General features: G+C 68.0%; 35 protein-coding genes. 4 read left to right on the top strand and 31 right to left on the bottom strand.

The window, feature by feature from the left end:
• Nucleotides 1-143: 143 nt before the first annotated feature.
• From rplO to rpsJ, 21 genes are all read right to left on the bottom strand, one after another.
• Nucleotides 144-587, bottom strand: coding sequence for a 50S ribosomal protein L15 (gene rplO / locus EPD65_RS15290; RefSeq protein ID WP_131585653.1), 444 nt, complete (start codon nt 585-587; stop codon nt 144-146).
• 1 nt (nt 588) lies between these two features.
• The gene (rpmD, locus tag EPD65_RS15285) at nt 589-771 is read right to left on the bottom strand and encodes a 50S ribosomal protein L30 (protein WP_107700740.1); all 183 of its coding nucleotides are present in this window, start codon (nt 769-771) and stop codon (nt 589-591) included.
• Nucleotides 771-1,385 (bottom strand): 30S ribosomal protein S5, encoded by a 615-nt coding sequence (gene rpsE, locus EPD65_RS15280; protein WP_131585651.1) that lies wholly within the window; start codon nt 1,383-1,385, stop codon nt 771-773. The genes rpmD and rpsE overlap by 1 nt, the downstream gene beginning before the upstream one ends.
• Before the next feature lie 31 nt (nt 1,386-1,416).
• The gene (gene rplR / locus EPD65_RS15275) at nt 1,417-1,800 is read right to left on the bottom strand and encodes a 50S ribosomal protein L18 (RefSeq protein WP_131585649.1); all 384 of its coding nucleotides are present in this window, start codon (nt 1,798-1,800) and stop codon (nt 1,417-1,419) included.
• The gene (gene rplF, locus EPD65_RS15270; RefSeq protein WP_131585647.1) at nt 1,800-2,339 is read right to left on the bottom strand and encodes a 50S ribosomal protein L6; all 540 of its coding nucleotides are present in this window, start codon (nt 2,337-2,339) and stop codon (nt 1,800-1,802) included. The genes rplR and rplF overlap by 1 nt, the downstream gene beginning before the upstream one ends.
• 27 nt (nt 2,340-2,366) lie before the next feature.
• Nucleotides 2,367-2,786 carry a 30S ribosomal protein S8 gene (gene rpsH / locus EPD65_RS15265; protein WP_131585646.1) on the bottom strand — a complete coding sequence of 140 codons (420 nt, stop codon included), beginning with the start codon at nt 2,784-2,786 and terminating at the stop codon, nt 2,367-2,369.
• Between the two features lie 84 nt (nt 2,787-2,870).
• Nucleotides 2,871-3,056: a type Z 30S ribosomal protein S14 gene (locus tag EPD65_RS15260; protein WP_010831721.1), complete on the bottom strand. Its 186-nt coding sequence runs from the start codon at nt 3,054-3,056 to the stop codon at nt 2,871-2,873.
• Between the two features lies 1 nt (nt 3,057).
• The gene (gene rplE, locus EPD65_RS15255; RefSeq protein WP_131585645.1) at nt 3,058-3,615 is read right to left on the bottom strand and encodes a 50S ribosomal protein L5; all 558 of its coding nucleotides are present in this window, start codon (nt 3,613-3,615) and stop codon (nt 3,058-3,060) included.
• Complete coding sequence (gene rplX, locus EPD65_RS15250) at nt 3,615-3,962, bottom strand: 50S ribosomal protein L24 (RefSeq protein WP_131585644.1); 348 nt, start codon at nt 3,960-3,962, stop codon at nt 3,615-3,617. The genes rplE and rplX overlap by 1 nt, the downstream gene beginning before the upstream one ends.
• The gene (rplN, locus tag EPD65_RS15245) at nt 3,962-4,330 is read right to left on the bottom strand and encodes a 50S ribosomal protein L14 (RefSeq protein WP_131585643.1); all 369 of its coding nucleotides are present in this window, start codon (nt 4,328-4,330) and stop codon (nt 3,962-3,964) included. The genes rplX and rplN overlap by 1 nt, the downstream gene beginning before the upstream one ends.
• 124 nt (nt 4,331-4,454) lie before the next feature.
• The gene (rpsQ, locus tag EPD65_RS15240; RefSeq protein WP_131585642.1) at nt 4,455-4,730 is read right to left on the bottom strand and encodes a 30S ribosomal protein S17; all 276 of its coding nucleotides are present in this window, start codon (nt 4,728-4,730) and stop codon (nt 4,455-4,457) included.
• The gene (rpmC, locus tag EPD65_RS15235) at nt 4,730-4,960 is read right to left on the bottom strand and encodes a 50S ribosomal protein L29 (protein WP_131585641.1); all 231 of its coding nucleotides are present in this window, start codon (nt 4,958-4,960) and stop codon (nt 4,730-4,732) included. Before rpmC ends, rpsQ begins: the two co-directional genes overlap by 1 nt.
• Nucleotides 4,960-5,379, bottom strand: a complete 420-nt coding sequence (rplP, locus tag EPD65_RS15230) for a 50S ribosomal protein L16 (RefSeq protein WP_107700750.1) — start codon at nt 5,377-5,379, stop codon at nt 4,960-4,962. Before rplP ends, rpmC begins: the two co-directional genes overlap by 1 nt.
• Nucleotides 5,380-5,383: 4 nt before the next feature.
• On the bottom strand, nt 5,384-6,217 hold the full coding sequence (gene rpsC, locus EPD65_RS15225) for a 30S ribosomal protein S3 (RefSeq protein ID WP_131585639.1): 834 nt from the start codon (nt 6,215-6,217) through the stop codon (nt 5,384-5,386).
• A 2-nt stretch (nt 6,218-6,219) separates the two neighbouring features.
• Nucleotides 6,220-6,618 carry a 50S ribosomal protein L22 gene (gene rplV, locus EPD65_RS15220; RefSeq protein WP_131585637.1) on the bottom strand — a complete coding sequence of 133 codons (399 nt, stop codon included), beginning with the start codon at nt 6,616-6,618 and terminating at the stop codon, nt 6,220-6,222.
• A complete protein-coding gene (gene rpsS, locus EPD65_RS15215; RefSeq protein ID WP_107700753.1) occupies nt 6,615-6,896 on the bottom strand; it encodes a 30S ribosomal protein S19 in 282 nt (93 codons plus the stop codon). Before rpsS ends, rplV begins: the two co-directional genes overlap by 4 nt.
• Nucleotides 6,896-7,732, bottom strand: a complete 837-nt coding sequence (rplB, locus tag EPD65_RS15210; protein WP_131585635.1) for a 50S ribosomal protein L2 — start codon at nt 7,730-7,732, stop codon at nt 6,896-6,898. The genes rpsS and rplB overlap by 1 nt, the downstream gene beginning before the upstream one ends.
• Nucleotides 7,732-8,034 (bottom strand): 50S ribosomal protein L23, encoded by a 303-nt coding sequence (gene rplW / locus EPD65_RS15205; protein ID WP_131585633.1) that lies wholly within the window; start codon nt 8,032-8,034, stop codon nt 7,732-7,734. Before rplW ends, rplB begins: the two co-directional genes overlap by 1 nt.
• Nucleotides 8,031-8,648 carry a 50S ribosomal protein L4, sunset domain variant gene (rplD, locus tag EPD65_RS15200; protein WP_131585631.1) on the bottom strand — a complete coding sequence of 206 codons (618 nt, stop codon included), beginning with the start codon at nt 8,646-8,648 and terminating at the stop codon, nt 8,031-8,033. Before rplD ends, rplW begins: the two co-directional genes overlap by 4 nt.
• Nucleotides 8,645-9,304, bottom strand: coding sequence for a 50S ribosomal protein L3 (gene rplC, locus EPD65_RS15195; protein WP_131585629.1), 660 nt, complete (start codon nt 9,302-9,304; stop codon nt 8,645-8,647). Before rplC ends, rplD begins: the two co-directional genes overlap by 4 nt.
• An 11-nt stretch (nt 9,305-9,315) precedes the next feature.
• Nucleotides 9,316-9,624 carry a 30S ribosomal protein S10 gene (gene rpsJ, locus EPD65_RS15190; RefSeq protein ID WP_008360994.1) on the bottom strand — a complete coding sequence of 103 codons (309 nt, stop codon included), beginning with the start codon at nt 9,622-9,624 and terminating at the stop codon, nt 9,316-9,318.
• 430 nt (nt 9,625-10,054) lie between these two features.
• Between rpsJ and EPD65_RS15185 the strand changes: the two genes are divergently transcribed.
• Nucleotides 10,055-10,831 carry a LamG domain-containing protein gene (locus EPD65_RS15185; protein ID WP_131585627.1) on the top strand — a complete coding sequence of 259 codons (777 nt, stop codon included), beginning with the start codon at nt 10,055-10,057 and terminating at the stop codon, nt 10,829-10,831.
• A gap of 74 nt (nt 10,832-10,905) precedes the next feature.
• Here the strand turns inward: EPD65_RS15185 and EPD65_RS15180 are convergent, their stop codons facing one another.
• The 8 genes from EPD65_RS15180 to EPD65_RS15145 all read right to left on the bottom strand — a co-directional run bounded on the left by EPD65_RS15180 (nt 10,906) and on the right by EPD65_RS15145 (nt 18,431).
• Complete coding sequence (locus tag EPD65_RS15180; RefSeq protein WP_131585625.1) at nt 10,906-11,325, bottom strand: PaaI family thioesterase; 420 nt, start codon at nt 11,323-11,325, stop codon at nt 10,906-10,908.
• A 13-nt stretch (nt 11,326-11,338) separates the two neighbouring features.
• Nucleotides 11,339-12,154, bottom strand: coding sequence for a tRNA (guanosine(46)-N7)-methyltransferase TrmB (gene trmB / locus EPD65_RS15175; protein ID WP_131585623.1), 816 nt, complete (start codon nt 12,152-12,154; stop codon nt 11,339-11,341).
• A 98-nt stretch (nt 12,155-12,252) separates the two neighbouring features.
• Complete coding sequence (gene tuf / locus EPD65_RS15170; RefSeq protein ID WP_131585621.1) at nt 12,253-13,446, bottom strand: elongation factor Tu; 1,194 nt, start codon at nt 13,444-13,446, stop codon at nt 12,253-12,255.
• A gap of 70 nt (nt 13,447-13,516) precedes the next feature.
• Complete coding sequence (gene fusA / locus EPD65_RS15165; RefSeq protein WP_131585620.1) at nt 13,517-15,631, bottom strand: elongation factor G; 2,115 nt, start codon at nt 15,629-15,631, stop codon at nt 13,517-13,519.
• A gap of 74 nt (nt 15,632-15,705) precedes the next feature.
• Nucleotides 15,706-16,176: a 30S ribosomal protein S7 gene (gene rpsG, locus EPD65_RS15160; RefSeq protein ID WP_131585618.1), complete on the bottom strand. Its 471-nt coding sequence runs from the start codon at nt 16,174-16,176 to the stop codon at nt 15,706-15,708.
• 1 nt (nt 16,177) lies between these two features.
• Complete coding sequence (gene rpsL, locus EPD65_RS15155; RefSeq protein ID WP_107700762.1) at nt 16,178-16,549, bottom strand: 30S ribosomal protein S12; 372 nt, start codon at nt 16,547-16,549, stop codon at nt 16,178-16,180.
• Between the two features lie 164 nt (nt 16,550-16,713).
• The gene (locus EPD65_RS15150; RefSeq protein ID WP_131585616.1) at nt 16,714-17,997 is read right to left on the bottom strand and encodes an MFS transporter; all 1,284 of its coding nucleotides are present in this window, start codon (nt 17,995-17,997) and stop codon (nt 16,714-16,716) included.
• Nucleotides 17,994-18,431, bottom strand: a complete 438-nt coding sequence (locus EPD65_RS15145) for a MarR family winged helix-turn-helix transcriptional regulator (protein WP_131585614.1) — start codon at nt 18,429-18,431, stop codon at nt 17,994-17,996. Before EPD65_RS15145 ends, EPD65_RS15150 begins: the two co-directional genes overlap by 4 nt.
• A 77-nt stretch (nt 18,432-18,508) precedes the next feature.
• Between EPD65_RS15145 and EPD65_RS15140 the strand changes: the two genes are divergently transcribed.
• Nucleotides 18,509-18,778, top strand: coding sequence for a DUF2530 domain-containing protein (locus EPD65_RS15140; RefSeq protein ID WP_243640625.1), 270 nt, complete (start codon nt 18,509-18,511; stop codon nt 18,776-18,778).
• Between the two features lie 72 nt (nt 18,779-18,850).
• Here EPD65_RS15140 and EPD65_RS15135 read toward each other — a convergent pair whose 3' ends face one another.
• Nucleotides 18,851-19,636: a DUF3027 domain-containing protein gene (locus EPD65_RS15135; RefSeq protein WP_243640624.1), complete on the bottom strand. Its 786-nt coding sequence runs from the start codon at nt 19,634-19,636 to the stop codon at nt 18,851-18,853.
• Between the two features lie 83 nt (nt 19,637-19,719).
• Here EPD65_RS15135 and EPD65_RS15130 point away from each other — a divergent pair, with 83 nt between their 5' ends.
• Together EPD65_RS15130 and EPD65_RS15125 are read left to right on the top strand one after the other, a co-directional pair.
• Entirely contained in the window at nt 19,720-21,078 is a 1,359-nt protein-coding gene (locus tag EPD65_RS15130; protein ID WP_131585612.1) for an MFS transporter, read from the top strand.
• Between the two features lie 18 nt (nt 21,079-21,096).
• Complete coding sequence (locus EPD65_RS15125; RefSeq protein ID WP_131585610.1) at nt 21,097-21,564, top strand: DUF4190 domain-containing protein; 468 nt, start codon at nt 21,097-21,099, stop codon at nt 21,562-21,564.
• Nucleotides 21,565-21,570: 6 nt separating this feature from the next.
• Here the strand turns inward: EPD65_RS15125 and EPD65_RS15120 are convergent, their stop codons facing one another.
• A complete protein-coding gene (locus EPD65_RS15120; RefSeq protein WP_131585608.1) occupies nt 21,571-22,599 on the bottom strand; it encodes a UDP-N-acetylmuramate dehydrogenase in 1,029 nt (342 codons plus the stop codon).
• Nucleotides 22,600-22,644 lie beyond the last annotated feature (45 nt).

Here is a 22,644-nt window from a genome sequence, read left to right as displayed (position 1 = left end):
GGGGAGACACGTGCCCGGCGGCGAGACCGCTTCGAAGCGGGGCCGGCACGGGCTCGGGAAGCCTAACAGGCAGGGGTGTGACCGAAACCGCGCGAGGGGCGCCGGACGAATCCGGAGCCCCTCGCGGTGGTGCTTGACCTTGGTCAGGCGACGGTGACGGAACCGCCGGCAGCCTCGATCTTCTCCTTGGCAGAGCCGGAGAAGGCGTCAGCGGTGACCTGGACGGCGACAGTGATGTCGCCAGAGCCCAGGACCTTCACCGGGTGACCGTCCCGAACCGCGCCCTTGGCAACGAGGTCGGCAACGGTGATCGCGCCGCCCTCGGGGAAGAGCTCGGAGATCCGGTCCAGGTTCACGACCTGGAAGACCACCTTGAACGGGTTCTTGAAGCCCTTGAGCTTCGGCAGACGCATGTGGATCGGCATCTGGCCACCCTCGAAGGCAACCGGAACCTGGTAACGCGCCTTGGTGCCCTTGGTACCACGACCGGCGGTCTTACCCTTGGAGGCCTCACCACGACCCACGCGGGTCTTGGCGGTCTTGGCTCCCGGGGCGGGACGCAGGTGGTGCAGCTTCAGAGCGGCCATGTCAGTTGACCTCCTCGACCGTCACGAGGTGACGGACCGTGTTGACCATGCCCCGGATCTCCGGGCGGTCTTCCTTGACGACCACGTCGCCGATCCGCTTGAGACCGAGCGTGCGCAGGGTCTCGCGCTGGTTCTGCTTCAGACCCACCTTGCCGCGGAGCTGAGTCACCTTGAGCTGAGCCATCAGGAAGACACCTCCGCACGGGCCTTGAGCAGAGCGGCCGGGGCAACGTGCTCGACCGGGAGACCACGGCGGGCCGCAACGGCCTCCGGCTCTTCCAGCGACTTGAGCGCCTCAACCGTCGCGTGGACGATGTTGATCTGGTTGGACGAACCGAGCGACTTGCTCAGGACGTCGTGGATGCCGGCGCACTCGAGTACGGCGCGAACCGGGCCACCCGCGATCACACCGGTACCGGGAGCAGCAGGCTTGAGCAGGACAACGCCCGCAGCCTTCTCGCCCTGGACCGGGTGGGGGATGGTGCCCTGGACACGGGGGACCTTGAAGAAGTGCTTCTTGGCCTCCTCAACACCCTTGGCGATCGCGGCCGGCACCTCCTTGGCCTTGCCGTAGCCGACGCCGACCATGCCTTCGCCGTCACCGACGATCACGAGGGCGGTGAAGCTGAAGCGACGACCACCCTTCACGACCTTGGCGACACGGTTGATCGCGACGACACGCTCGATGTAGGCGGTCTTGTCGGCGTTCTGGTCACCGCGACGACCGTCGCGGCCTCCACGACCGCCCGACTGGCGCTCGCCACCGGCGCGCTGACCGCGCTGCTGGGCTCCGCTCATCAGACTTTCCTCTTCTCTCTTGTCTTCGCGATCAGAAGGTCAGACCGGCTTCGCGGGCGGAGTCCGCCAGCGCAGCGATGCGACCGTGGTACTTGTTACCGGCGCGGTCGAAGACGACCGCGTCGATACCGGCAGCCTTGGCGCGCTCGGCGACGAGCTCGCCGACCTTCTTCGCCTTGGCGGTCTTGTCGCCCTCGAAGGCACGAACGTCCTTCTCCATGGTCGACGCGTAAGCGAGCGTCTTGCCGACGAGGTCGTTGACGACCTGGACGGAAAGGTGCTTGGCCGACTTCGTCACGACGAGGCGCGGACGCTCCTCCGTGCCGGAGATCTTCTTGCGGCCACGAACCTGGCGACGAAGGCGCGAACGCACCCGAGCCGAGGTGTGCTTGTTGTTCTTGAGCGAGATAGCCATCACTTACCAGCCTTTCCGACCTTGCGGCGGATGTGCTCGCCGGAGTAACGAACACCCTTGCCCTTGTAGGGCTCCGGCTTCCGCAGCTTGCGGATGTTCGCAGCGACCTCACCGACGAGCTGCTTGTCGATGCCCACGACGGCCAGCTTGACCGGACCGTCCGTGGTGAAGGTGATGCCCTCGGGCGCGTCGAACGTGATCGAGTGCGAGTAGCCGAGCTGGAACTCGAGCTGCGTCGGGCCCTTCGGCAGGACGCGGTAACCCACGCCGACGATCTCGAGCTTCTTCTCGTAGCCGTCGGTGACACCGACGACCATGTTGTTGATCAGGGTGCGGGTCAGGCCGTGGTACGACTTGGCCTGGCGGCTGTCGTCCGGACGGATGACGTCGAGGACACCCTCGTTCTTCTCGACCGTGATCGGCGCGACGACGGAGTGGGACAGGGTGCCCTTCGGGCCCTTGACGGTGACGAGGTCTCCCTCGATCGTCACGTCCACGTTCGCCGGAACCGTGATCGGGAGCTTGCCAATGCGCGACATGCTTCTTCTTCCTCTCTCGGTTTCAGATCACCAGACGTAGGCGAGGACTTCGCCGCCCACGCCCTTCTGGTTCGCCTGACGGTCGGTGAGCAGGCCCTGCGACGTCGAGATGATCGCGACGCCGAGACCGCCAAGCACCTTCGGGAGACCCGTGGACTTGGCGTAGACCCGGAGGCCCGGCTTGCTGATGCGGCGGACGCCAGCGATGGAACGCTCGCGGCTGCGGCCGTACTTGAGGGTGATCGTCAGCGTCTTGCCCACAGCCGGCTGGCCGTCGGAGTCGACGTTGTCGGCCACGTCGTAGGAGGTGATGTAACCCTCGGCCTTGAGGATGTCGGCGACACCCTGCTTCAGCTTCGAGTACGGCATCGCCACCGTGTCGTGGTACGCCTGGTTGGCGTTACGCAGACGCGTGAGCATGTCTGCGATCGGGTCAGTCATCGTCATGATGCTTGTTCTCTCTCTGCTGCGGTTTCCGCACGCTCAGCGGCGGGACGGACCTTCAGCGATAGGTGGAAATCCGGGACCTGGTCACCAGGAGGACTTGGTCACGCCGGGGAGCTCGCCACGGTGAGCCATCTCCCGCAGGCAGATACGGCACAGGCCGAACTTGCGGTAGACGGCCTTCGGGCGGCCGCAGCGCTGGCAGCGGGTGTAGCCGCGGACAGCGAACTTCGGCTTGCGCGCAGCCTTGACCTTGAGCGAAGTCTTCGCCATGTCAGTTCTCCTTGAACGGGAAGCCGAGCTGCTTGAGCAGCGCGCGGCCCTGGTCGTCGGTGGTGGCCGTGGTGACGAGCGTGATGTCCATACCGCGCGACCGGTCGATCTTGTCCTGGTCGATCTCGTGGAACATGACCTGCTCGGTCAGACCGAAGGTGTAGTTGCCACGACCGTCGAACTGGCCCGGGTTCAGACCACGGAAGTCGCGGATACGCGGAAGCGCAAGCGACAGGAGGCGGTCGAGGAACTCCCACATGCGGTCGCCACGCAGCGTGACGTGCGCGCCGATCGGCATGCCCTCACGCAGCTTGAACTGCGCGATGGACTTGCGGGCCTTGGTCACCAGGGGCTTCTGGCCGGTGATCGCGGTGAGGTCCTTGACCGCACCCTCGATCAGCTTGGAGTCCTTGGCGGCGTCGCCGACACCCATGTTGACGACGATCTTCGTCAGGCCGGGAACCAGCATGACGTTCGGCAGCTCGAACTCGGCCTGGAGGGCCGGCACGATCTCCGCGCGGTAGCGGGTCTTCAGGCGGGGCTGAATGGTCTCGGTCATCAGATCTCCTCCCCCGTCTTGCGGGAGATGCGCACGGAGCGCTCCACGGTGTACGACGAGCCGTCGGCACGCTTCTTGGTGCCCTCGACCTTCTTGAAGCCCACGCGGGTGACGCCGTCACCCTCGACGAGCATGACGTTCGAGACGTGGATCGGGGCCTCGACGGAAACGATGCCCGACTCCTGGCCCTGGGCCATCGCCTTGACGTGCTTCTTGACGAGGTTGATGCCCTCGACGACAACGCGGTCGTCCTCGCGGAAGACAGCGGTGACCGTGCCGGTCGCGCCCTTGTCCTTGCCGGCGATGACCTTGACGGTGTCACCAGTCTTGATGTTGAAGCTAGCCATCACAGCACCTCCGGAGCCAGCGAGATGATCTTCATGAACTTCTTCTCGCGCAGCTCGCGGCCCACGGGGCCGAAGATGCGGGTACCGCGGGGCTCACCGTCAGCCTTGAGGATGACGGCAGCGTTCTCGTCGAACTTGATGTAGGAACCGTCCGGACGACGGCGCTCCTTCACCGTGCGAACGACGACGGCCTTGACGACGTCACCCTTCTTGACGTTGCCACCGGGGATCGCGTCCTTGACGGTGGCGACGATGACGTCACCGATACCGGCGTAGCGTCGACCCGAGCCACCGAGAACACGGATGCAAAGGATCTCCTTGGCACCGGTGTTGTCGGCGACCTTGAGTCGCGACTCCTGCTGGATCATTGATTTCTCCTGGTTGTCGAGCTGGTTCTCGCCGCCTCAGCGGGCAACGAGCCTGGCCGAACTTGCTTTGGAATCTGGGTCGGCCCCCGGCCCCGGCATCACTGCCGGGACCGACGGCCGCAGGTCACTTGGCCTTCTCGACGATCGAGACGAGGCGCCACCGCTTGGTGGCGGACAGCGGACGCGTCTCCATGATGGTGACGCGGTCGCCGATGCCGCACTCGTTGTTCTCGTCGTGCGCCTTCAGCTTGATCGTGCGACGCATGACCTTGCCGTAGAGGGCGTGCTTCACGCGGTCCTCGACAGAGACGACGATGGTCTTGTCCATCTTGTCGCTGACGACGAGGCCCTCGCGGACCTTGCGGGCGTTGCGCGCCTCGGTGGTGGCGTTCTCGCTCATCAGGCCTCCTCAGCCGTAGCACCCGGCGTCGTGCGAATACCGAGCTCACGCTCACGCACGACGGTGTAGATCCGGGCGATGTCCTTCTTGACCGTGCGGAGACGGCCGTTGCTCTCCAGCTGGCCGGTGGCGGCCTGGAAGCGGAGGTTGAACAGCTCCTCCTTGGCCTCGCGGAGCTTCGCCTCGAGGTCAGTGTTGTTCAGCTCGTCGAGCTCGAAAGCGGTAGCCATCAGAACTCACCCGCCTCTCGCGAAATGAAACGGCACTTCATGGGGAGCTTGTGGATCGCGCGGCGCATCGCCTCGCGGGCCACGTCCTCCGGAACACCGGAGAGCTCGAACATGACACGGCCGGCCTTGACGTTGGCGACCCACCACTCCGGCGAACCCTTACCGGAACCCATGCGGGTCTCGGCAGGCTTCTTCGTGAGCGGACGGTCCGGGTAGATGTTGATCCAGACCTTGCCGCCACGCTTGATGTGGCGGGTCATGGCGATACGCGCAGACTCGATCTGGCGGTTCGTCACGTAGTGCGGCTCGAGGGCCTGGATACCGAACTCGCCGAAGGCGAGGGTGGTACCGCCCTTGGCAACACCACGACGGTCGGGGTGGTGCTGCTTGCGGTGCTTGACACGGCGCGGCATCAGCATGGCGTCAGCCCTCCTGACCGGTGGTAGCAGCCTCGGCAGCCGGCGCCTCGACGGCGGCGGTGGCCTCGGCGGGAGCCTCGGCGCGGTCAGCGCGGGCCGGACGGTCGCCGCGCGAACCACGGTTCGGACGCTCGCCGCCACGGCCGGCCGGACGGCCACCACGGCCGGGCGCACCGGCACGGGCCGCAGCCTGCGCCTCACGCTCGGCGCGGGTGCCCGCGACCTCGCCCTTGTAGATCCAGACCTTCACGCCGATGCGGCCGAAGGTCGTCTTGGCCTCGTAGAAGCCGTAGTCGATGTCGGCACGCAGCGTGTGCAGCGGAACCTGACCCTCGCGGTAGAACTCGGTGCGCGACATCTCGGCGCCGTTGAGGCGGCCCGAGCACTGGATCTTGACGCCCTTGGCGCCAGAACGCATCGAGGTCTGGATGGCCTTCTTCATCGCACGACGGAACTGCACGCGACCGGAGAGCTGCTCAGCAACACCCTGGGCGACGAGCTGCGCCTCGATCTCGGGGTTCTTGACCTCGAGGATGTTGAGCTGGACCTGCTTGCCGGTGAGCTTCTCGAGCTCGCCGCGGATGCGGTCGGCCTCGGCGCCACGGCGACCGATCACGATGCCCGGACGCGCGGTGTGGATGTCCACACGGACGCGGTCGCGGGTGCGCTCGATCTCGACCTTGGCGATGCCGGCGCGGTCCATGCCCTTGGAGAGGAGCTTGCGGATCGCGACGTCCTCACCGACGTACGCGGAGTACAGCTTGTCGGCGTACCAACGCGACTTGTGGTCGGTCGAGATGCCGAGACGGAAGCCGTTCGGGTGGATCTTCTGACCCATGCTCAGGCCTCCTTCGGCTGAACGACGAGCGTGATGTGCGAGGTGCGCTTGTTGATGCGCGTTGCGCGGCCCTGGGCACGCGGACGCCAGCGCTTCATCGTCGGACCCTCGTCCACGCGGGCAACGCTGACGACCAGGTCGGCGGCGTTGAGGCCCTCGGTGGTCTCGGCGTTCGCGATCGCGGACTCGAGCACCTTGTAGACGGTCTCAGCGGCAGCCTGCGGAGCGAACTGCAGCAGCGACAGAGCGTCGTCGACCGGAAGACCACGGACCATGTCGACGACACGGCGGGCCTTCATCGGCGTGATGCGCTGGAAACGGGCAACGGCGAACGCGCCCGGCTGGTCACCCAGGAGCGACTTGCGACGGTCGCTCGTGGCGGTACGAGCAGCGGCGGTCATCGACGCTTCCCCTTCCGGTCTTCCTTCACGTGGCCCTTGTAGGTACGCGTCGGAGCGAACTCACCGAGCTTGTGACCAACCATGGAGTCGGAGACGAAGACCGGAACGTGCTTGCGACCGTCGTGCACCGCGATCGTGTGTCCGATGAAGGACGGCAGGATCATGGAGCGGCGCGACCAGGTCTTGATGACGTTGTGGGTGCCCTTCTCGTTCTCGGCGTCCACCTTCTTGAGCAGGTGGCCGTCGACGAAGGGGCCCTTCTTGAGACTGCGCGGCATTACTTGCGGCCCTTTCCGGACTTGCGGCGACGGATGATCTGGGAGTCGCTGGCCTTGCGCTTGCGCGTGCGGCCCTCGGGCTTGCCCCACGGGGAGACCGGGTGACGACCACCGGAGGTCTTGCCCTCGCCACCACCGTGCGGGTGGTCGACCGGGTTCATGACGACACCACGGACGGTCGGGCGGACGCCCTTCCAGCGCATGCGGCCGGCCTTGCCCCAGTTGATGTTCGACTGCTCGGCGTTGCCGACCTCGCCGATCGTGGCGCGGCAGCGCACGTCGACGAAGCGCATCTCGCCCGAAGGCATACGCAGCGTGGCGCGCGAACCCTCACGGGCGACGAGCTGGGCCGACATGCCGGCCGAGCGAGCGATCTTCGCGCCGCCACCGGGACGGAGCTCGATGCAGTGGATCGTCGTACCGACGGGGATGTTGCGCAGCGGCAGGTTGTTGCCCGGCTTGATGTCGGCGTTGACGCCGGCCTCGATCGCGGTGCCCTGCGTGACGCCCTTCGGCGCGATGATGTAGCGCTTCTCGCCGTCAGCGAAGTGAAGGAGCGCGATGCGCGCGGTGCGGTTGGGGTCGTACTCGATGTGAGCGACCTTGGCCGGCACGCCGTCCTTGTCGTAACGCTTGAAGTCGATGACGCGGTAGGCACGCTTGTGACCGCCACCAATGTGGCGGGTCGTGATGCGACCCTGGTTGTTACGGCCACCGGTCTTCGGGAGCGGACGCGTGAGCGACTTCTCCGGCGTCGAGCGAGTGATCTCGACGAAGTCGGCGACCGACGAGCCACGACGGCCCGGCGTAGTCGGCTTGTACTTGCGGATGCCCATCAGGCCTGACCTCCGAAGATGTCGATCGAGTGACCCTCGGCCAGGCTGACGATGGCGCGCTTGGTGTCCTTGCGCTTGCCGAGGCCAGTCCGGGTGCGGCGGGTCTTGCCGACACGGTTGATGGTGTTCACCGAGGTGACCTTGACGTTGAAGACCTTCTCAACGGCGATCTTGATCTCGGTCTTGTTCGCGTCCGGGTGCACCAGGAAGGTGTACTTGTTCGCGTCGAGGAGGGCGTAGCTCTTCTCGGACACGACCGGCGCGAGCAGGATGTCGCGGTGGTCCTTGTACAGGGTGCTCATGCGGAAGCCTCCTCAGCCTTGGCAGCCTTCGGGGCGACGAACGCGTCGTACGCACCCTTGGTGAAGACCACGTCGTCGGAGAGCAGAACGTCGTACGTGTTCAGCTGGTCGACGGCGATGATGTGGACGTTCGCCGCGTTGCGGAGCGACAGCCAGGTGAGGTTGTCGCCACGCTCGAGGACCACGAGGAACTTCGTGCGGTCCGAGAGACCGGCGAGGGACGCGATGGCGGCCTTCGTGGACGGCTTCTCACCCGACACGAGCGACTCGACCACGTGGATCCGGCCGTTGCGGGCGCGGTCCGACAGGGCGCCCTTGAGCGCAGCGGCCTTCATCTTCTTGGGGGTGCGCTGGTCGTAGTCACGCGGCTGCGGACCGTGAACGACGCCACCACCGGCGAACTGCGGAGCGCGGGTCGAACCCTGACGGGCGCGGCCGGTGCCCTTCTGCTTGTACGGCTTGCGACCACCACCGCGCACCTCGGCGCGCGTCTTGGTCTTCGCGGTGCCCTGGCGGGCAGCAGCCTGCTGGGCGACGACGACCTGGTGGATCAGCGGGATGTTCGGCTCGACGTCGAAGATCTCGACGGGGAGCTCGACCTTGAGGGTGCTCACTTGGAGGCCTCCTTCTTCGCGGCGGAGCGGAGAACCACGAGACCACCCTTGGGGCCGGGGACGGCACCCTTGAGGAGGACCAGGCCGCGCTCAGCGTCGATCGCGTGGATCGTGACGTTCTGCGTGGTCACGGCGTCGCCACCCATGCGGCCGGCCATGCGCATGCCCTTGAAGACGCGACCGGGGGTCGCGCAGGCACCGATGGAACCGGGCTTGCGGTGGTTGCGGTGGGCACCGTGCGAAGCGGAGACACCGGCAAAGCCGTGACGCTTCATGACACCGGCGAAGCCCTTGCCCTTGGAGGTGCCGGACACGTCGATGATGTCGCCAGCGGCGAACGTCTCGACGGACAACTCCTGGCCAGCGGCGAAGGACGCGGCGTCAGCGGTGCGGATCTCGACCAGGTGGCGGCGGGGCGTCACACCGGCCTTGGCGAACTGGCCGGCGTCCGGCTTGCTCACCTTGCGGCCGTCGATCTCGCCGTAGCCGACCTGCACGGCGTTGTAGCCGTCGGTCTCGACCTTGCGAACCGCGGTGACGACGTTGGTCGCCGCGGAAACGACAGTCAGGGGGACGATCTTGTTGTTCTCGTCCCAGGTCTGCGTCATGCCGAGCTTGGTGCCCAGCAGACCCTTCACGTTGCGCTCGTTAGTCATCTCGATCTACCTCAGAGCTTGATCTCGATGTCGACGCCGGCAGGCAGGTCGAGACGCATGAGCGAGTCGACGGTCTTCGGCGTCGGGTCGATGATGTCGATAAGGCGCTTGTGCGTGCGCATCTCGAAGTGCTCGCGCGAGTCCTTGTACTTGTGCGGCGAGCGGATGACGCAGTAGACGTTCTTCTCGGTCGGCAGCGGCACCGGGCCGGCGACCTTCGCGCCCGTACGGGTCACGGTGTCAACGATCTTGCGCGCCGAGGTGTCGATCACCTCGTGGTCATAGGCCTTGAGCCTGATGCGGATCTTCTGTCCCGCCATAGGTCTCTCTCGTCCTTCGTGTCAGTGCCGGACTCTCGCCGACACCAGCGTTCTGTGTCGAGATCGGCTCCGGGTGAAGCCGTCCCGCCTGTTGTTCCCCACCCCACTCGACCCCCGCGGTCGGGCGTGTCGCGTATTTTGCTTCGCAACGAATCGCCGGCCCCGGGTAGGCCTTGTGGTGTTGTGCGGTGCGTCCGACGGTTTATCGGACTGGAATCGGGTCTCCTGGATCGGTGCGGCCACAGCACAACCACCGACTCGTCACAGGAGGAGCGATTCAGTAGTCAAGATGTGTGTCGCACCCCGGCAACCCGCCGGAGCAACCGGGCTATCTTGTCAGAGATCGGGCGGCGCTCCAAATCGCTAGCGCACGCTCCCCCGCAGCGTGGGGATATGGGGATTGCATGGTGTGTCGCTTACGGTGCTGGACATGTTCGTTCACCGTGCAGTACGCCGAATCGCCATCCTGGCCGCCGCCCTTGCGCTCCTCGCGCCCCTGCAGCCGGCCAACGCAACGATCTGGGGGCCGGTCAACGCCCAGACCGAGTACAACTGGGGCAAGCCGATCTGGCAGGACGACTTCGTCGGTCCGGTCAAGAGCATCTGGGGCCGCTCGAGCGCGAAGCTCATCCGCAACCAGAACGGGATGCTCACGCTCAACACCGGGCGCAAGGGCTCCGTCACCGCGACCCTGCACCGGCCCGGCGCCACGACGGGCCGCTGGGAGATCCGCCTGCGGTCCAAGCGCTACTCCACCGCGGCCGCCAACTACACGGTGCGGACCGAGCTCATCCCGGCAGGCTCCGCCGACGAGCACTGCGGCGCCCGCAACATCGTCTTCGAGGGCTACAAGCTCGGGTCGCACACGGCCAACCTGAAGATCCGCAACCTGCCGAACGTCGAGTACTCCGCCAGCACCACGCGGCCGAACCTCCGCACCGATGTATGGAACGTGTTCGCAGTCGAGGTCACGAAGACCCGCATCACCTGGTACGTCAACGCGAAGGCGATCCGCACCGAGAAGCGCCCCGACGCCCTGTCTGGCGTTCCGTTCACGGTCCGCTTCCGGATGGCTGCCGTGCCGGGCAAGACCATGAACCAGAGCCGCATGCAGATGGACTGGCTCCGTCAGTACTCACTGGCCAAGGGCCGCGCGCCCGAGTCCGTGCCGGCAACGACCGTCGGCACGTACGCCAAGGCCTGCTGACCACCCGCACGTACGACGAAGGCCCGCTCCCTTTTGGGGGAGCGGGCCTTCGCCATGTCCGGGACCGGGGCGGATCAGGCGGACGGAGCCTCCGGCGGGATGGCGTACGAGCCGGTGACGTGGGCGATCCGCGTCTTGGGGTCGGCCGCGGAGAAGAGGCCGATGTCCATGACTGCCAGCCGGCGGCCCTTCTTGAGCAGGCGCACCTCGGCGAGGATGTCCCCGGGTTCGCCGCGCGAGAGGAAGTTGATGCTGAGGTTCGCCGTGACCGCAGCGACCACGGGGCCGTAGTGCGCCATCACCGCGACCCACATCGCCAGGTCGGCAGCGGTGAAGAGCGCGGGGCCCGAGAGCGTGCCGCCCGGCCGCAACATGCGCTGCTGGAACGGGAGCCGGACGACGAGTCGTCCCGGCTCGATCTCGTCGATGACGAACGGCGCCTCGTCGCGGCCGGTGGCCAGGCTGATGACCTCGCCGATCTGCGCGGCGTTCATGACCAGCTCCATGTCAGGCCTCCGGGCGGGTGTAGCGGTAGGTGAGGTCGTCGGACCCGCGGCCCTCGGCGAGCCCGCGGCGCTCGAACTTGGTCACGGGGCGCTCGGTCCAGCGCTCCCCCACCCCGCCGACGAGCGTCGGCTCGGTGGCGAAGACCTCGAGCATGTGCTCGGTGTAGTCGGGCCAGTCGGTGGCGAGGCGCCAGACGCCACCGTCGACGAGCCGGCTCGCAGCGGTGCCGACGAACGGCTGGTTGACGAGGCGACGCTTGTGGTGGCGCGACTTGTGCCACGGGTCGGGGAAGAGCGTCCACAGCTCGGTGATCGTGCCGGGGGCGAAGAGCTCGGTGATGGACCACGCTGCGTCCACCGTGCAGAGCCGCGCGTTGGCGGTGCCGTCCGCCTCGAGCCGGGCCAGCGTGTCGGCCACGCCCGGGAGCCAGACCTCGAACGCGAGCACGTTGACCTCGGGGTGCGCGGCGGCGAACGACGCCGTCGTCTCCCCCACACCCGAGCCGATCTCGACGTACAGCGGCGCCTGGCGGCCGAACCACTCCTGATTGATGTCCAGCGGCACGGCGATGTCCATGACGCGCTCGGGACCGATGACCCACTCGGCGGCACGGAGCTCCCACGCCGCCGCCTGCTTCTGCGTGAAGCGGCTGCCGCGACGCGAGTACGACAGGACGCCGCGCAGGGGCGTGCCGTCCTCGCTCAGCTGTACGCCGGGACGCGCCTCCGGGCTGGCGTTGCGGGACCGGGCGAGCTTGCCGGCCTTGTCGAAGGACTCGCGGACAGGCTCGGCGGTGGCGTCAGGTGCGTCGTTCATGGCGCGCCGATTCTAGGCGCGCGCTGCCCCGGCCCCGAAATGGCGAAAGTCCCCGCCTCCCTTGCGGGAGACGGGGACTTTCAGTGCTTCAGGTCAGATCACTTGGTGATCTTGGTGACCCGGCCGGCGCCGACGGTGCGGCCACCCTCACGGATCGCGAAGCGGAGGCCCTCGTCCATGGCGATGGGCTGGATGAGCTCGACGGCCATCTCGGTGTTGTCACCAGGCATGACCATCTCGGTGCCCTCGGGAAGGGTCACAACGCCGGTCACGTCAGTCGTACGGAAGTAGAACTGCGGACGGTAGTTGTTGAAGAACGGCGTGTGACGGCCGCCCTCCTCCTTGGAGAGGATGTAGACCGACGCGTCGAAGTTCGTGTGCGGGGTGGTCGTACCCGGCTTGATGACGACCATGCCGCGCTCGATGTCCTCGCGCTTCGTGCCACGGAGCAGCAGACCGACGTTCTCGCCAGCCTGGCCCTCGTCGAGGAGCTTGCGGAACATCTCGACGCCGGTGACGGTCGACTTCTGGGCGACCTCGCGGATGCCGATGATCTCGACCTCCTCACCGACCTTGACGATGCCGCGCTCGATACGACCCGTGATGACGGTGCCACGACCGGTGATCGTGAAGACGTCCTCGACCGGCATGAGGAACGGCTTGTCCGTCTCACGCTCGGGCTGGGGGATGTACTCGTCGACGGCAGCCATCAGGTTGAGGACCGACTGGCCCCACTCGGCGTCGCCGTTGAGGGCCGGGAAGGCCGCAACGCGAACGACCGGGATGTCGTCGCCCGGGAACTCGTACTCGGAGAGGAGCTCGCGCACCTCCATCTCGACGAGCTCGATGAGCTCCTCGTCGTCGACCATGTCGCACTTGTTCAGCGCGACGACCAGGGCGGGAACGCCGACCTGGCGGGCGAGAAGAACGTGCTCACGCGTCTGCGGCATCGGACCGTCGGTGGCGGCCACGACCAGGATCGCGCCGTCCATCTGGGCGGCACCGGTGATCATGTTCTTGATGTAGTCCGCGTGACCGGGGCAGTCGACGTGCGCGTAGTGACGACCCTCGGTCTGGTACTCGACGTGCGCGATCGAGATCGTGATACCGCGCTGGCGCTCCTCGGGAGCCTTGTCGATCTCGTCGAACGGCGTGAACGGGTTCAGGTCCGGGTACGCGTCGTGCAGCACCTTGGTGATCGCCGCGGTAAGGGTCGTCTTACCGTGGTCGATGTGACCGATCGTGCCGATGTTGACGTGCGGCTTCGTCCGCTCGAACTTCGCCTTAGCCACTGGGGCTCCTCCTGGGTGTGTTTGTTACTTGACTCGTTGAATGGTGCAGTGCCGAAGTGCCGTTGGCGAATTACTCGCCGCGGACCTTCTTGATGATCTCGTCGGCGACGTTCGTGGGAACCTCAGCGTACGAGTCGAACTCCATCGAGTACGAGGCCTGACCCGAGGTCTTCGACCGAAGGTCACCAACGTACCCGAACATCTCGGACAGCGGCACAAGGGCGGACACGACGAGGTCGCCGTGACGCTCCTCCTGCGCGCGGATCTGGCCACGGCGGGAGTTGATGTCGCCGATCACGGTGCCGAGGTAGTCCTCGGGGGTCGTGACCTCAACGGCGAACATCGGCTCCAGCAGGACCGGCTTGGCCATGCGGGCGGCCTCCTTGAAGGCCTGGGCGCCGGCGATCTTGAACGCGAGCTCCGAGGAGTCGACGTCGTGGTAGGCACCGTCGGTGAGCGTGAACTTGATGTCCACCATCGGGTAGCCGGCCAGGATGCCGAACTGCATCGCGTCCTGGGCACCAGCGTCGACCGACGGGATGTACTCGCGCGGAACGCGACCACCCGTGACGGTGTTGACGAACTCGTAGCCAGCACCGAGGCCGGTCTCCGGGTTGATGTTCGGCTCAAGGTTGATGAGGACCTTGGCGAACTGACCCGTACCACCGGTCTGCTTCTTGTGCGTGTAGCTGTGACCGGTGACGGTGCCACGGATCGTCTCGCGGTACGCGACCTGCGGCTTGCCGACGGTCGCCTCGACCTTGAACTCGCGCTTCATGCGGTCGACGAGGATGTCGAGGTGGAGCTCGCCCATGCCGGCGATGATGGTCTGGCCGGTCTCCTCGTCGGTCTTGACGACGAAGGTCGGGTCCTCCTCGGAGAGGCGCTGGATGGCGACACCCAGCTTCTCCTGGTCGGACTTCGTCTTCGGCTCGATCGCGACCTCGATGACCGGGGCCGGGAACGTCATCGACTCGAGAACGACCGGGTTCTGCGGGTCAGCCAGCGTGTGACCGGTCTTGGTCTCCTTGAGACCCATGACGGCAACGATCTGGCCGGCGCCGACCGACGCGATCTCCTCACGCTTGTTGGCGTGCATCTGGTAGACCTTGCCGATGCGCTCCTTCTTGCCGTTGCTCGCGTTGAGCACGGTGGAGCCAGCGGTGAGCTGACCGGAGTAGACGCGCACGAAGATGAGCTTGCCGAGGTGCGGGTCGGTCGCGATCTTGAACGCGAGGGCCGCGAGCGGCTCGTCGTCCGACGGCTGCCGGAGGATCTCGACGTCCTCGTCCTTGGGCGAGTGGCCGACGATCGACTCGACGTCGAGCGGCGACGGCAGGTAGTCGATGACCGCGTCGAGCAGGGGCTGGACGCCCTTGTTCTTGAAGGCCGTGCCGCAGAGGATCGGGTTGACCTTGTCAGCCAGGGTCGCGCGACGGATGGCGGCCTTCAGGGTGGGAACGTCGAAGACGTCGCCTTCCTCGAGGTAGACCTCCATGATCGCGTCGTCGGCCTCGGCGACCGTCTCGACGAGCTTCTCGCGCCATTCGACGGCCTTGTCGGCCAGGTCCGCGGGGATCTCCTCGACCACGTAGTCCTCGCCCTGCTGGGTCTCGCCGCGCCAGACCTTGGCGTTCATCTCGACCAGGTCGACAACGCCGATGAAGTCGCCCTCGGCACCGATCGGGAGCTGCAACACGGCCGGGGTCGAGTTGAGCTTCGCGACAATCGTGTCGAGAACCCGGTAGAAGTCGCCACCAGTGCGGTCAAGCTTGTTGACGAAGCACATCCGGGGGACCTTGTACTTGTTGGCCTGGCGCCACACGGTCATGGACTGCGGCTCCACGCCCGCGACACCGTCGAAGACCGCGACAGCACCGTCGAGGACGCGGAGCGAACGCTCCACCTCGACCGTGAAGTCCACGTGACCGGGGGTGTCGATGATGTTGATCTGGTGGTTCTTCCACCAGCAGGTCGTCGCGGCCGACGTGATCGTGATGCCGCGCTCCTGCTCCTGCTCCATCCAGTCCATCGTGGCCGCGCCCTCGTGGACCTCACCGATCTTGTACGAGATACCGGTGTAGAAGAGGATGCGCTCGGTGGTGGTGGTCTTACCGGCATCGATGTGCGCCATGATGCCGATGTTGCGGACGATGCTGAGGTCCGTGGTGATGTCAACAGCCACTTTTGTTCGCGTTCCTTAGGAAGTCGTTGAAACGGTGGGGGCGGGACGCACCCGAGGGTACGCCCCGCCTCAGATCACCAGCGGTAGTGCGCGAAGGCCTTGTTGGACTCGGCCATCTTGTGCGTGTCCTCGCGCTTCTTCACAGCGGCACCGAGGCCGTTGCTCGCGTCGAGGATCTCGTTCATGAGGCGCTCGGCCATCGTCTTCTCACGACGGTCGCGCGAGTAGCCGACGAGCCAGCGGAGCGCGAGCGTGGTGCCACGCGTGCCCTTGACCTCGATCGGGACCTGGTAGGTCGCACCGCCGACGCGGCGGGACTTGACCTCGATGGCCGGCTTCACGTTGTCGAGCGCGCGCTTGAGCGTGACGACCGGGTCGGTGCCGGTCTTCTCGCGGCAGCCCTCGAGGGCGGTGTAGACGATGCGCTGAGCGGTGGCCTTCTTGCCGTCGATCAGGACCTTGGAGACGAGCTGGGTGACGACAGGCGAGCCGTAGACCGGGTCGTTGTCGATCGGACGCTTCGGAGCGGGACCCTTACGAGGCATGTCACTTCTCCTTCTTCGCGCCGTAGCGCGAACGGGCCTGCTTGCGGTTCTTCACGCCCTGCGTGTCGAGCGAGCCGCGGATGATCTTGTAGCGAACACCGGGGAGGTCCTTCACACGACCGCCGCGGACGAGCACGATCGAGTGCTCCTGCAGGTTGTGACCGACACCGGGGATGTAGGCCGTGACCTCGACACCCGACGACAGGCGCACACGGGCGACCTTGCGGAGGGCGGAGTTCGGCTTCTTCGGGGTGGTCGTGTAGACACGCGTGCAGACGCCACGGCGCTGCGGCGAACCCTTCAGGGCAGGCGTCTTGGTCTTCGACACCTTGTCCTGGCGGCCCTTGCGGACCAGCTGCTGAATAGTGGGCACCGGTTGGTTCCCTTTCTTGGTTTTCCATCACACCCGGGCGCTCTGCCCGGGTGGGCAATGAGGGAACTCCCGCTCGCAAGCGGTGGTGCCCTGGCCGCCCGTTTCCGGGCAGGCGGATCGGTCTGGACATGCCAGACACGAGGAGTGAGCCTACGCGTCCCCGTCTACGAGGGCAAAACGGCTTCGGACTGCTCACGCTCGGGCACCCCTGCGGAGCCACGAGCGTTCATCCTCCGGTCACGCGGACGCCCCAGGAGCAGGTGCGCAGCGAGGGCACCGAGGGCCGTCACGCCGCCACCCACCCACAGGGTCCAGCGCGGCCCGAACGCCTCGCCCACCCATCCGACAAGCGGCGAGCCGAGCGGCGTACCGCCCATGAAGACGGTCAGGTAGAGCGCCATCACGCGACCACGCATGCCGGCCTCGGTCGTGACCTGAAGGTAGCCGTTGGCCGAGGTGATCATGGTGAGCGCGGAGAAGCCGAGGAGCGGGGCGGCCAGCGCGAAGAGCAGGTACGACGGTGCGGAGCCCGCCGCCATCTCGAGGAGGCCGAAGACGATCGCGCCCCCGACGATCAGCCGCGGCCGCGGGGTCTCGCGCCGCGCGGCGACGAGCGCTCCGGCGAGGCTGCCGAGGGCGAGGATCGATCCGAGCAGGCCGTACTCCCCCGGACCGCGCCCGTAGACGTGCGTGGCCATCAGTGCGGAGGTGAGCTGGAAGTTGAGCCCGAAGGTGCCGGCCACGAAGACGACCGCGAGGACGACCATCAGGTCGCGGCGCCCCCGCACGTAGCGAATGCCCTCGCGCAGGGCCCCGGGGCCGCGGCGTACGGGCTTCGCGGGGACCAGGAGGTCCTCGTCGAGGCGCGCGAGGGTCCAGACCGGGGCGGCGTACGTCGCGGCGTTCAGCAGGATGACCCAGCCGGTCGCCTGCGCGTCCCCGCCCAGCCAGGCGATCAGCAGGCCGGCCAGGCCGGGACCGACGAGCCGGGCGGCGTTGAAGCTCGCCGAGTTCAGACCGACCGCGTTGGGCAGGTCCTCGGGCACGACCAGCTCCGAGACGAACGACTGCCGGGCCGGTGCATCGAACGCCGACCCGACGCCAAGCAGGAGCGCCAGCACGTAGACGTGCCAGGTCTGCACGTGACCCGACACGGCGAGCAGGCCGAGCACCAGGGCGGGGACCGCCATCGCGACGTTGGTGAGCTGGAGCAGGCGGCGCTTGGGCACGCGATCGGCGACGACGCCGGCGAACGGCATGACGAGGAGGAACGGCAGGAACTGCAGGCCGGTCGTGACACCGATGGCGGTGCCGCTGCCGCCGGAGATCGCGAGCACGAGCCAGTCCTGCGCCACGCGCTGCATCCAGGTGCCGGTGTTGGAGACGACACCGCCGGCGACGTACCGCCGGTAGTTGGGGTTGGAGAGGGCGCGGAACGTGGGGCTCATGCGTCGGCGAGCCTCCTCAGCAGCACGGCGGCCTCCCGCAGGACGTCCCGCTCTGCGGCGGTGAGGTCGGCGAGTTGGACGGAGAGCCAAGCGTTGCGGCGGGTGCGCTGCGCTTCCACGGTGGCGAGGCCCTCCTCGCTCAACCCGACGACGACCTGGCGACCATCCTCGGCGCTGCGGGCGCGCTCGACGAGGCCGCGGTCGACGAGGCAGCCGACGGTGCGTGTCATCGAGGGCGGCTTGACCCGCTCCGACTCGGCCAGCGAGCCGACGGTCTGCGGGCCGTCACGGTGGAGCAGTCCGAGGACGGAGAGGGCGCCGACGCCGAGGTCCAGCTCGGGGTCGCGCTCGGAGCGCAGCCGACGGGCAAGGCGGGCGACGGCGATACGGAGCACCGCCGAGAGCTCGGCGGGGGCGTCAGGAGTCGGGGTCACATCTGCCGCAACTCTTTAGGCTTGCTAAGTATTCCGCAGCCTGCAGATCCGGTCCGTGCTGCCCTAAGGTGACCACCGTGGATCCCCTCGACGAGCAGCCGACCGTGCACGAGATCGGCAGCCGCACCTACCTCGTGGCCAACGTCGAGCCGCTCGACCTCGACGGCGTACGAACCGTGGAGATCGGCACCGTGCTGTGGCTCATCGCGTTCCTCGCGCTGCTGCCGTTCTACGGCAGGCTCGAGGAGTCAGGTCGCCTGTGGTGGCTGTGGGCCTGCATGGCCGGCTTCGGCCTGGGCCTGTTCGGCATCGAGATCTGCCGCAAGCGCCGCGCCCGTCGCGGCTGACGACGCTAAAACCCGCGACTCAACGCACCAAAACCCGGGTCTCGGCGCGCCAGAAGGCGGGTCTCGACGGGCTCAGAGGGTCTCGAGCTCGTCCGAGGTGAGCGTGTCGTGCGCGTGCTCGGCCGGCGGCAGCGGCTGCTGCTTCTTGGAGAGCTGCGCCTCGGAGTGCGCGCCACAGCCGTGACCGAGCGCGACCACGCGACCGTCGTCGTTGGCGTTGCCGTTGGCGCAGACGCCGAACGTCTCGGCCAGGTGGCCCGAGAGGCGCAGCAGGAAGCCGCACGAGAAGCACTTGGCCGGAGCCGACTGGGCCAGCGGCGTGTCCGGACCGCCGTCGCCGTCGTGCCACCGCTGGGCAGCGAGGTCGATGCCCTCGGGCGAGAGCGTGCGGACCCGGCCCAGGCCGAGGTCCTTGGCGACCTGGCGCACCTGCGCCTTCGCGTCCGCGTCGAGCGGGTCGTCGCCGAAGGAGTACGTCGGCACGAGGCGCGGGTCGTCCTCCTCCACGGGGAGCAGGTCACCCGGAGAGAGGTCGCCCGGACGGATGCGGTCCTTGTAGGGGACCCACTGCGGAGCGATGATCGCGTCCTCGCCCGGCAGCAGCACGACCTCGTCGACCGTGACGAGATCGCTGTCGACGGCGCGCGTGACCGTGACCGACCAGGTCCAGCCGACGTAGCCCGCGCGCAGGCACGCGAAGTAGTGCGTGACGACGTGCTCGCCCTCGAGGACAGCCGCGGTCGCCGCGCCCACGTCCGTGGCGTCGACCTGCTCGAGCAGGACCTCGCGCGCAAGGTCGACAGCACCCAGGAGAACGGTGTCGCTCGGGGCGGTGGTCGATGCGCTGCGTGGTGTCACGAGGTGGATTGTCCACCATGACCAACCGGATTGTCGCGCCGGGTTGTGCAGCGGGTGTCGGAGCGGTGGGCAAGGATGGGTCCATGAACGGCGAGCTGCCCCGGCGCACGGCCCACGGCGTACGACGAGCCGCGGGGTCGGCGGCCCGCGGCACGGCCCGCGCCAGCCGGGCGACGTACGCCGCAGCGCAGCGCGCGGCCACCGCCGAGGGGGCCGGCCAGACCGGTCTCTCCCGGCTGATCGCCCTCCACGCCGCCAACGCAGCCGGCGATGCAGCCGTCGCGATCTCGCTCGCCGGCACGCTCTTCTTCCAGGTGCCGACCGGCGAGGCCCGAGGCCAGGTGGCCCTCTTCCTCGGCCTGACGATGCTCCCGTTCGCGGTGCTCGCGCCGCTGATCGGCCCGTTCCTCGACCGCGTCGGCCACGGGCGCCGCTGGGCGATCGGCGCCACCATGGCGGTCCGCGCGTTCCTCTGCTGGACGCTGGCGACCGCCGTCGCGACGGAGTCACGCTGGCTCTTCCCCGCCGCGCTCGGCGTGCTCGTCGCGTCGAAGGCGTACGGCGTCACCAAGGCGGCCGCGGCTCCGCGGCTGGTGCCGCACGGCGTACCCCTGGTGAAGGCCAATGCGCGCATCTCGCTCGCGGGTGTCGTCGGCGCCGCGGTGTCGGCGCCGCTCGCCGGGCTGGCTGCGTGGGCGGGGCCCGAGTGGTCACTGCGCTACGCGTTCGCGGTCTTCGTGGCCGCCACCATCCTCGCCATCCGCCTGCCTGCGCGCGTCGACTCCGCGGCGGGCGAGGTGCGGCTCGAGCTCCTGCCCGGCCCCTCCACCCCGCAGACGGAGGGCGAGGCGCGGGGCCAGCGCAGCCTGCGGATCCCGCCGGCCGTGGCCTTCGCGCTCCGCGCCAACTGCGGTCCGCGGTGGCTCTCGGGCTTCCTCACGATGTTCATGGCGTTCCTGCTTCGCGAGCACCCCGTCGCCGGCTGGACGGCACGCCCCGAGCTGCTGCTCGGCCTGGTCATCGGCGCCGCCGGACTGGGCAACACCCTGGGGATCGCGCTCGCCTCGCTGGTCCGACGCCTGAAGCCCGCGCTGACCGTCGTCATCGCCCTGCTCGGGGCGACGGCGATGACCTTGGTCGCCGCCCTCTTCTACGGGCTGCTCCCCCTGCTCGCGCTCGGCCTGACCGCCGGCCTGGCCCAGTCCCTGGCGAAGCTCTCCCTCGACTCCACGATCCAGCGCGACGTGCCCGAGCGGGTCCAGGCCAGCGCGTTCGCCCGATCCGACACGCTGCTGCAGCTGGCCTGGGTGGTCGGCGGAGGCATCGGCATCGTGATGCCCCTGCAGCCACGGCTCGGGCTCGGCGTGGCCGTCGGCGTCCTCGCCGCGTGGACCGTGACGGTGCTCATCACCCACCCCAACCGGCCCTCACGACGCACCTGAGCGTGTTTGGATGCGTGCATGAGCACGCCCCAGTACCCCGGCGCACCGGACAACCCGCCGCAGGAGCCGACCGTTCCGCTCCCGCCGACGCACCACCCCTACGGCGCTGTGCCGCCCGAGCAGCCCGGCGTTCCTCCGGTGCCGCAGCCCCCGCATCCGGGCGGCTACTACGGCCAGCAGCCCTGGTACCCCGCTCCGCCGAACGACGGGTCCGCGATCGCCGCGTTCATCCTCGGCCTTGTTGCACTCGTCGGAATGTGCGCCTACGGCTTCACCCTGCTGCTGTCGCCGGTCGCCCTCGTCCTCGGCCGCTCGTCGATGAAGCAGATCGACGCCTCGCAGGGTCAGCTCGGCGGGCGAGGATTCGCTCAGGCCGGGTTCATCATGGGCATCATCGGCACCGTGCTGCTGGTGCTCGGAGTCGCTGTGGTGGCGATCTTCTTCACCGCGCTGTTCTCGACGAACTGCTTCGGCGACGGCTGCTGAGTCCGCTCAGAGCGCGCAGCCGACGCAGACCGGCTCGTTGACCAGGCGGACGCCGAACTTCGCCTCGACGCCGTCGCGCACCTCGCGCGCCAGGTCGAGCAGGTCCGCGGTGGTGGCCGCGCCCCGGTTGGTGAGGGCCAGCGTGTGCTTCGTCGACAGGGTCGCGCGGCCGCCACGGCGGTCGGCGCCGTAGCCCTTGCCGAAGCCGGCGTGGTCGATGAGCCACGCCGCGCTCGACTTCACCGTGCCGTCGGCCTGCGGGAAGCGGGGCGCGCCCTCGGGCAGCGACTCCGCCTGCTCGGGCGTCAGGAACGGGTTGGTGAAGAACGACCCTGCGCTCCAGGTGTCGTGGTCGGCAGCGTCCAGCACCATGCCCTTGCCAGCGCGCAGGGCCAGGACCGTCGTGCGAACCGCGGCGAGTGGCGCGCGCTCCCCCGGCTCGACGCCGAGCGTGCGCGCCAGCTCGGCGTACTTGACGGGGGCGCCCTCGGTGCCGACCTCGAGCCGGAAGGTCACGTTGAGGACGACGTGACGGTCCGGGTCTGCCTTGAAGCGGCTGTGTCGGTAGCCGAACGAGCACTCGGCACCGGTGAACGTGCGCTCGCCCCGCAGCACGCGGTCCCAGACGCGGACGCGCGCGATGGTCTCGGAGACCTCCTGGCCGTAGGCGCCGACGTTCTGGATCGGGGTGGAGCCGACGGCGCCGGGGATGCCGGAGAGCGCCTCGATGCCGACCCAGCCCTCGGCCACCGCGAGCGCGACGAAGTCGTCCCAGCCCTCGCCTGCGGCGACGGTGACCTCGACTCCGCCGTCGACGGGCACGGCCTGGATGTCGCGGGTGGCGATCTTGATGACCAGCCCGGGGAAGCCCTCGTCGGCCACGACCAGGTTGCTGCCGCCCGCGACGAGCAGGACCGGGGTACCGGACGCGTCGGCGCCGGTGACGGCCGCGACCAGCTCCGCCTCGGTCGCCGCCTCGACGTACGACGCGGCGGGGCCGCCCAGGCGCAAGGTGGTGAGGTCACGGAGAAGCACGCGCCGACCCTATCGAGAAATGCAGCGAGGGCCGTCACCCATCGG

This window comes from Nocardioides jejuensis (genome assembly GCF_004337475.1).
Lineage (GTDB): Bacteria > Actinomycetota > Actinomycetes > Propionibacteriales > Nocardioidaceae > Nocardioides > Nocardioides jejuensis.
This window is presented reverse-complemented; position numbering and strand designations above follow the sequence as displayed.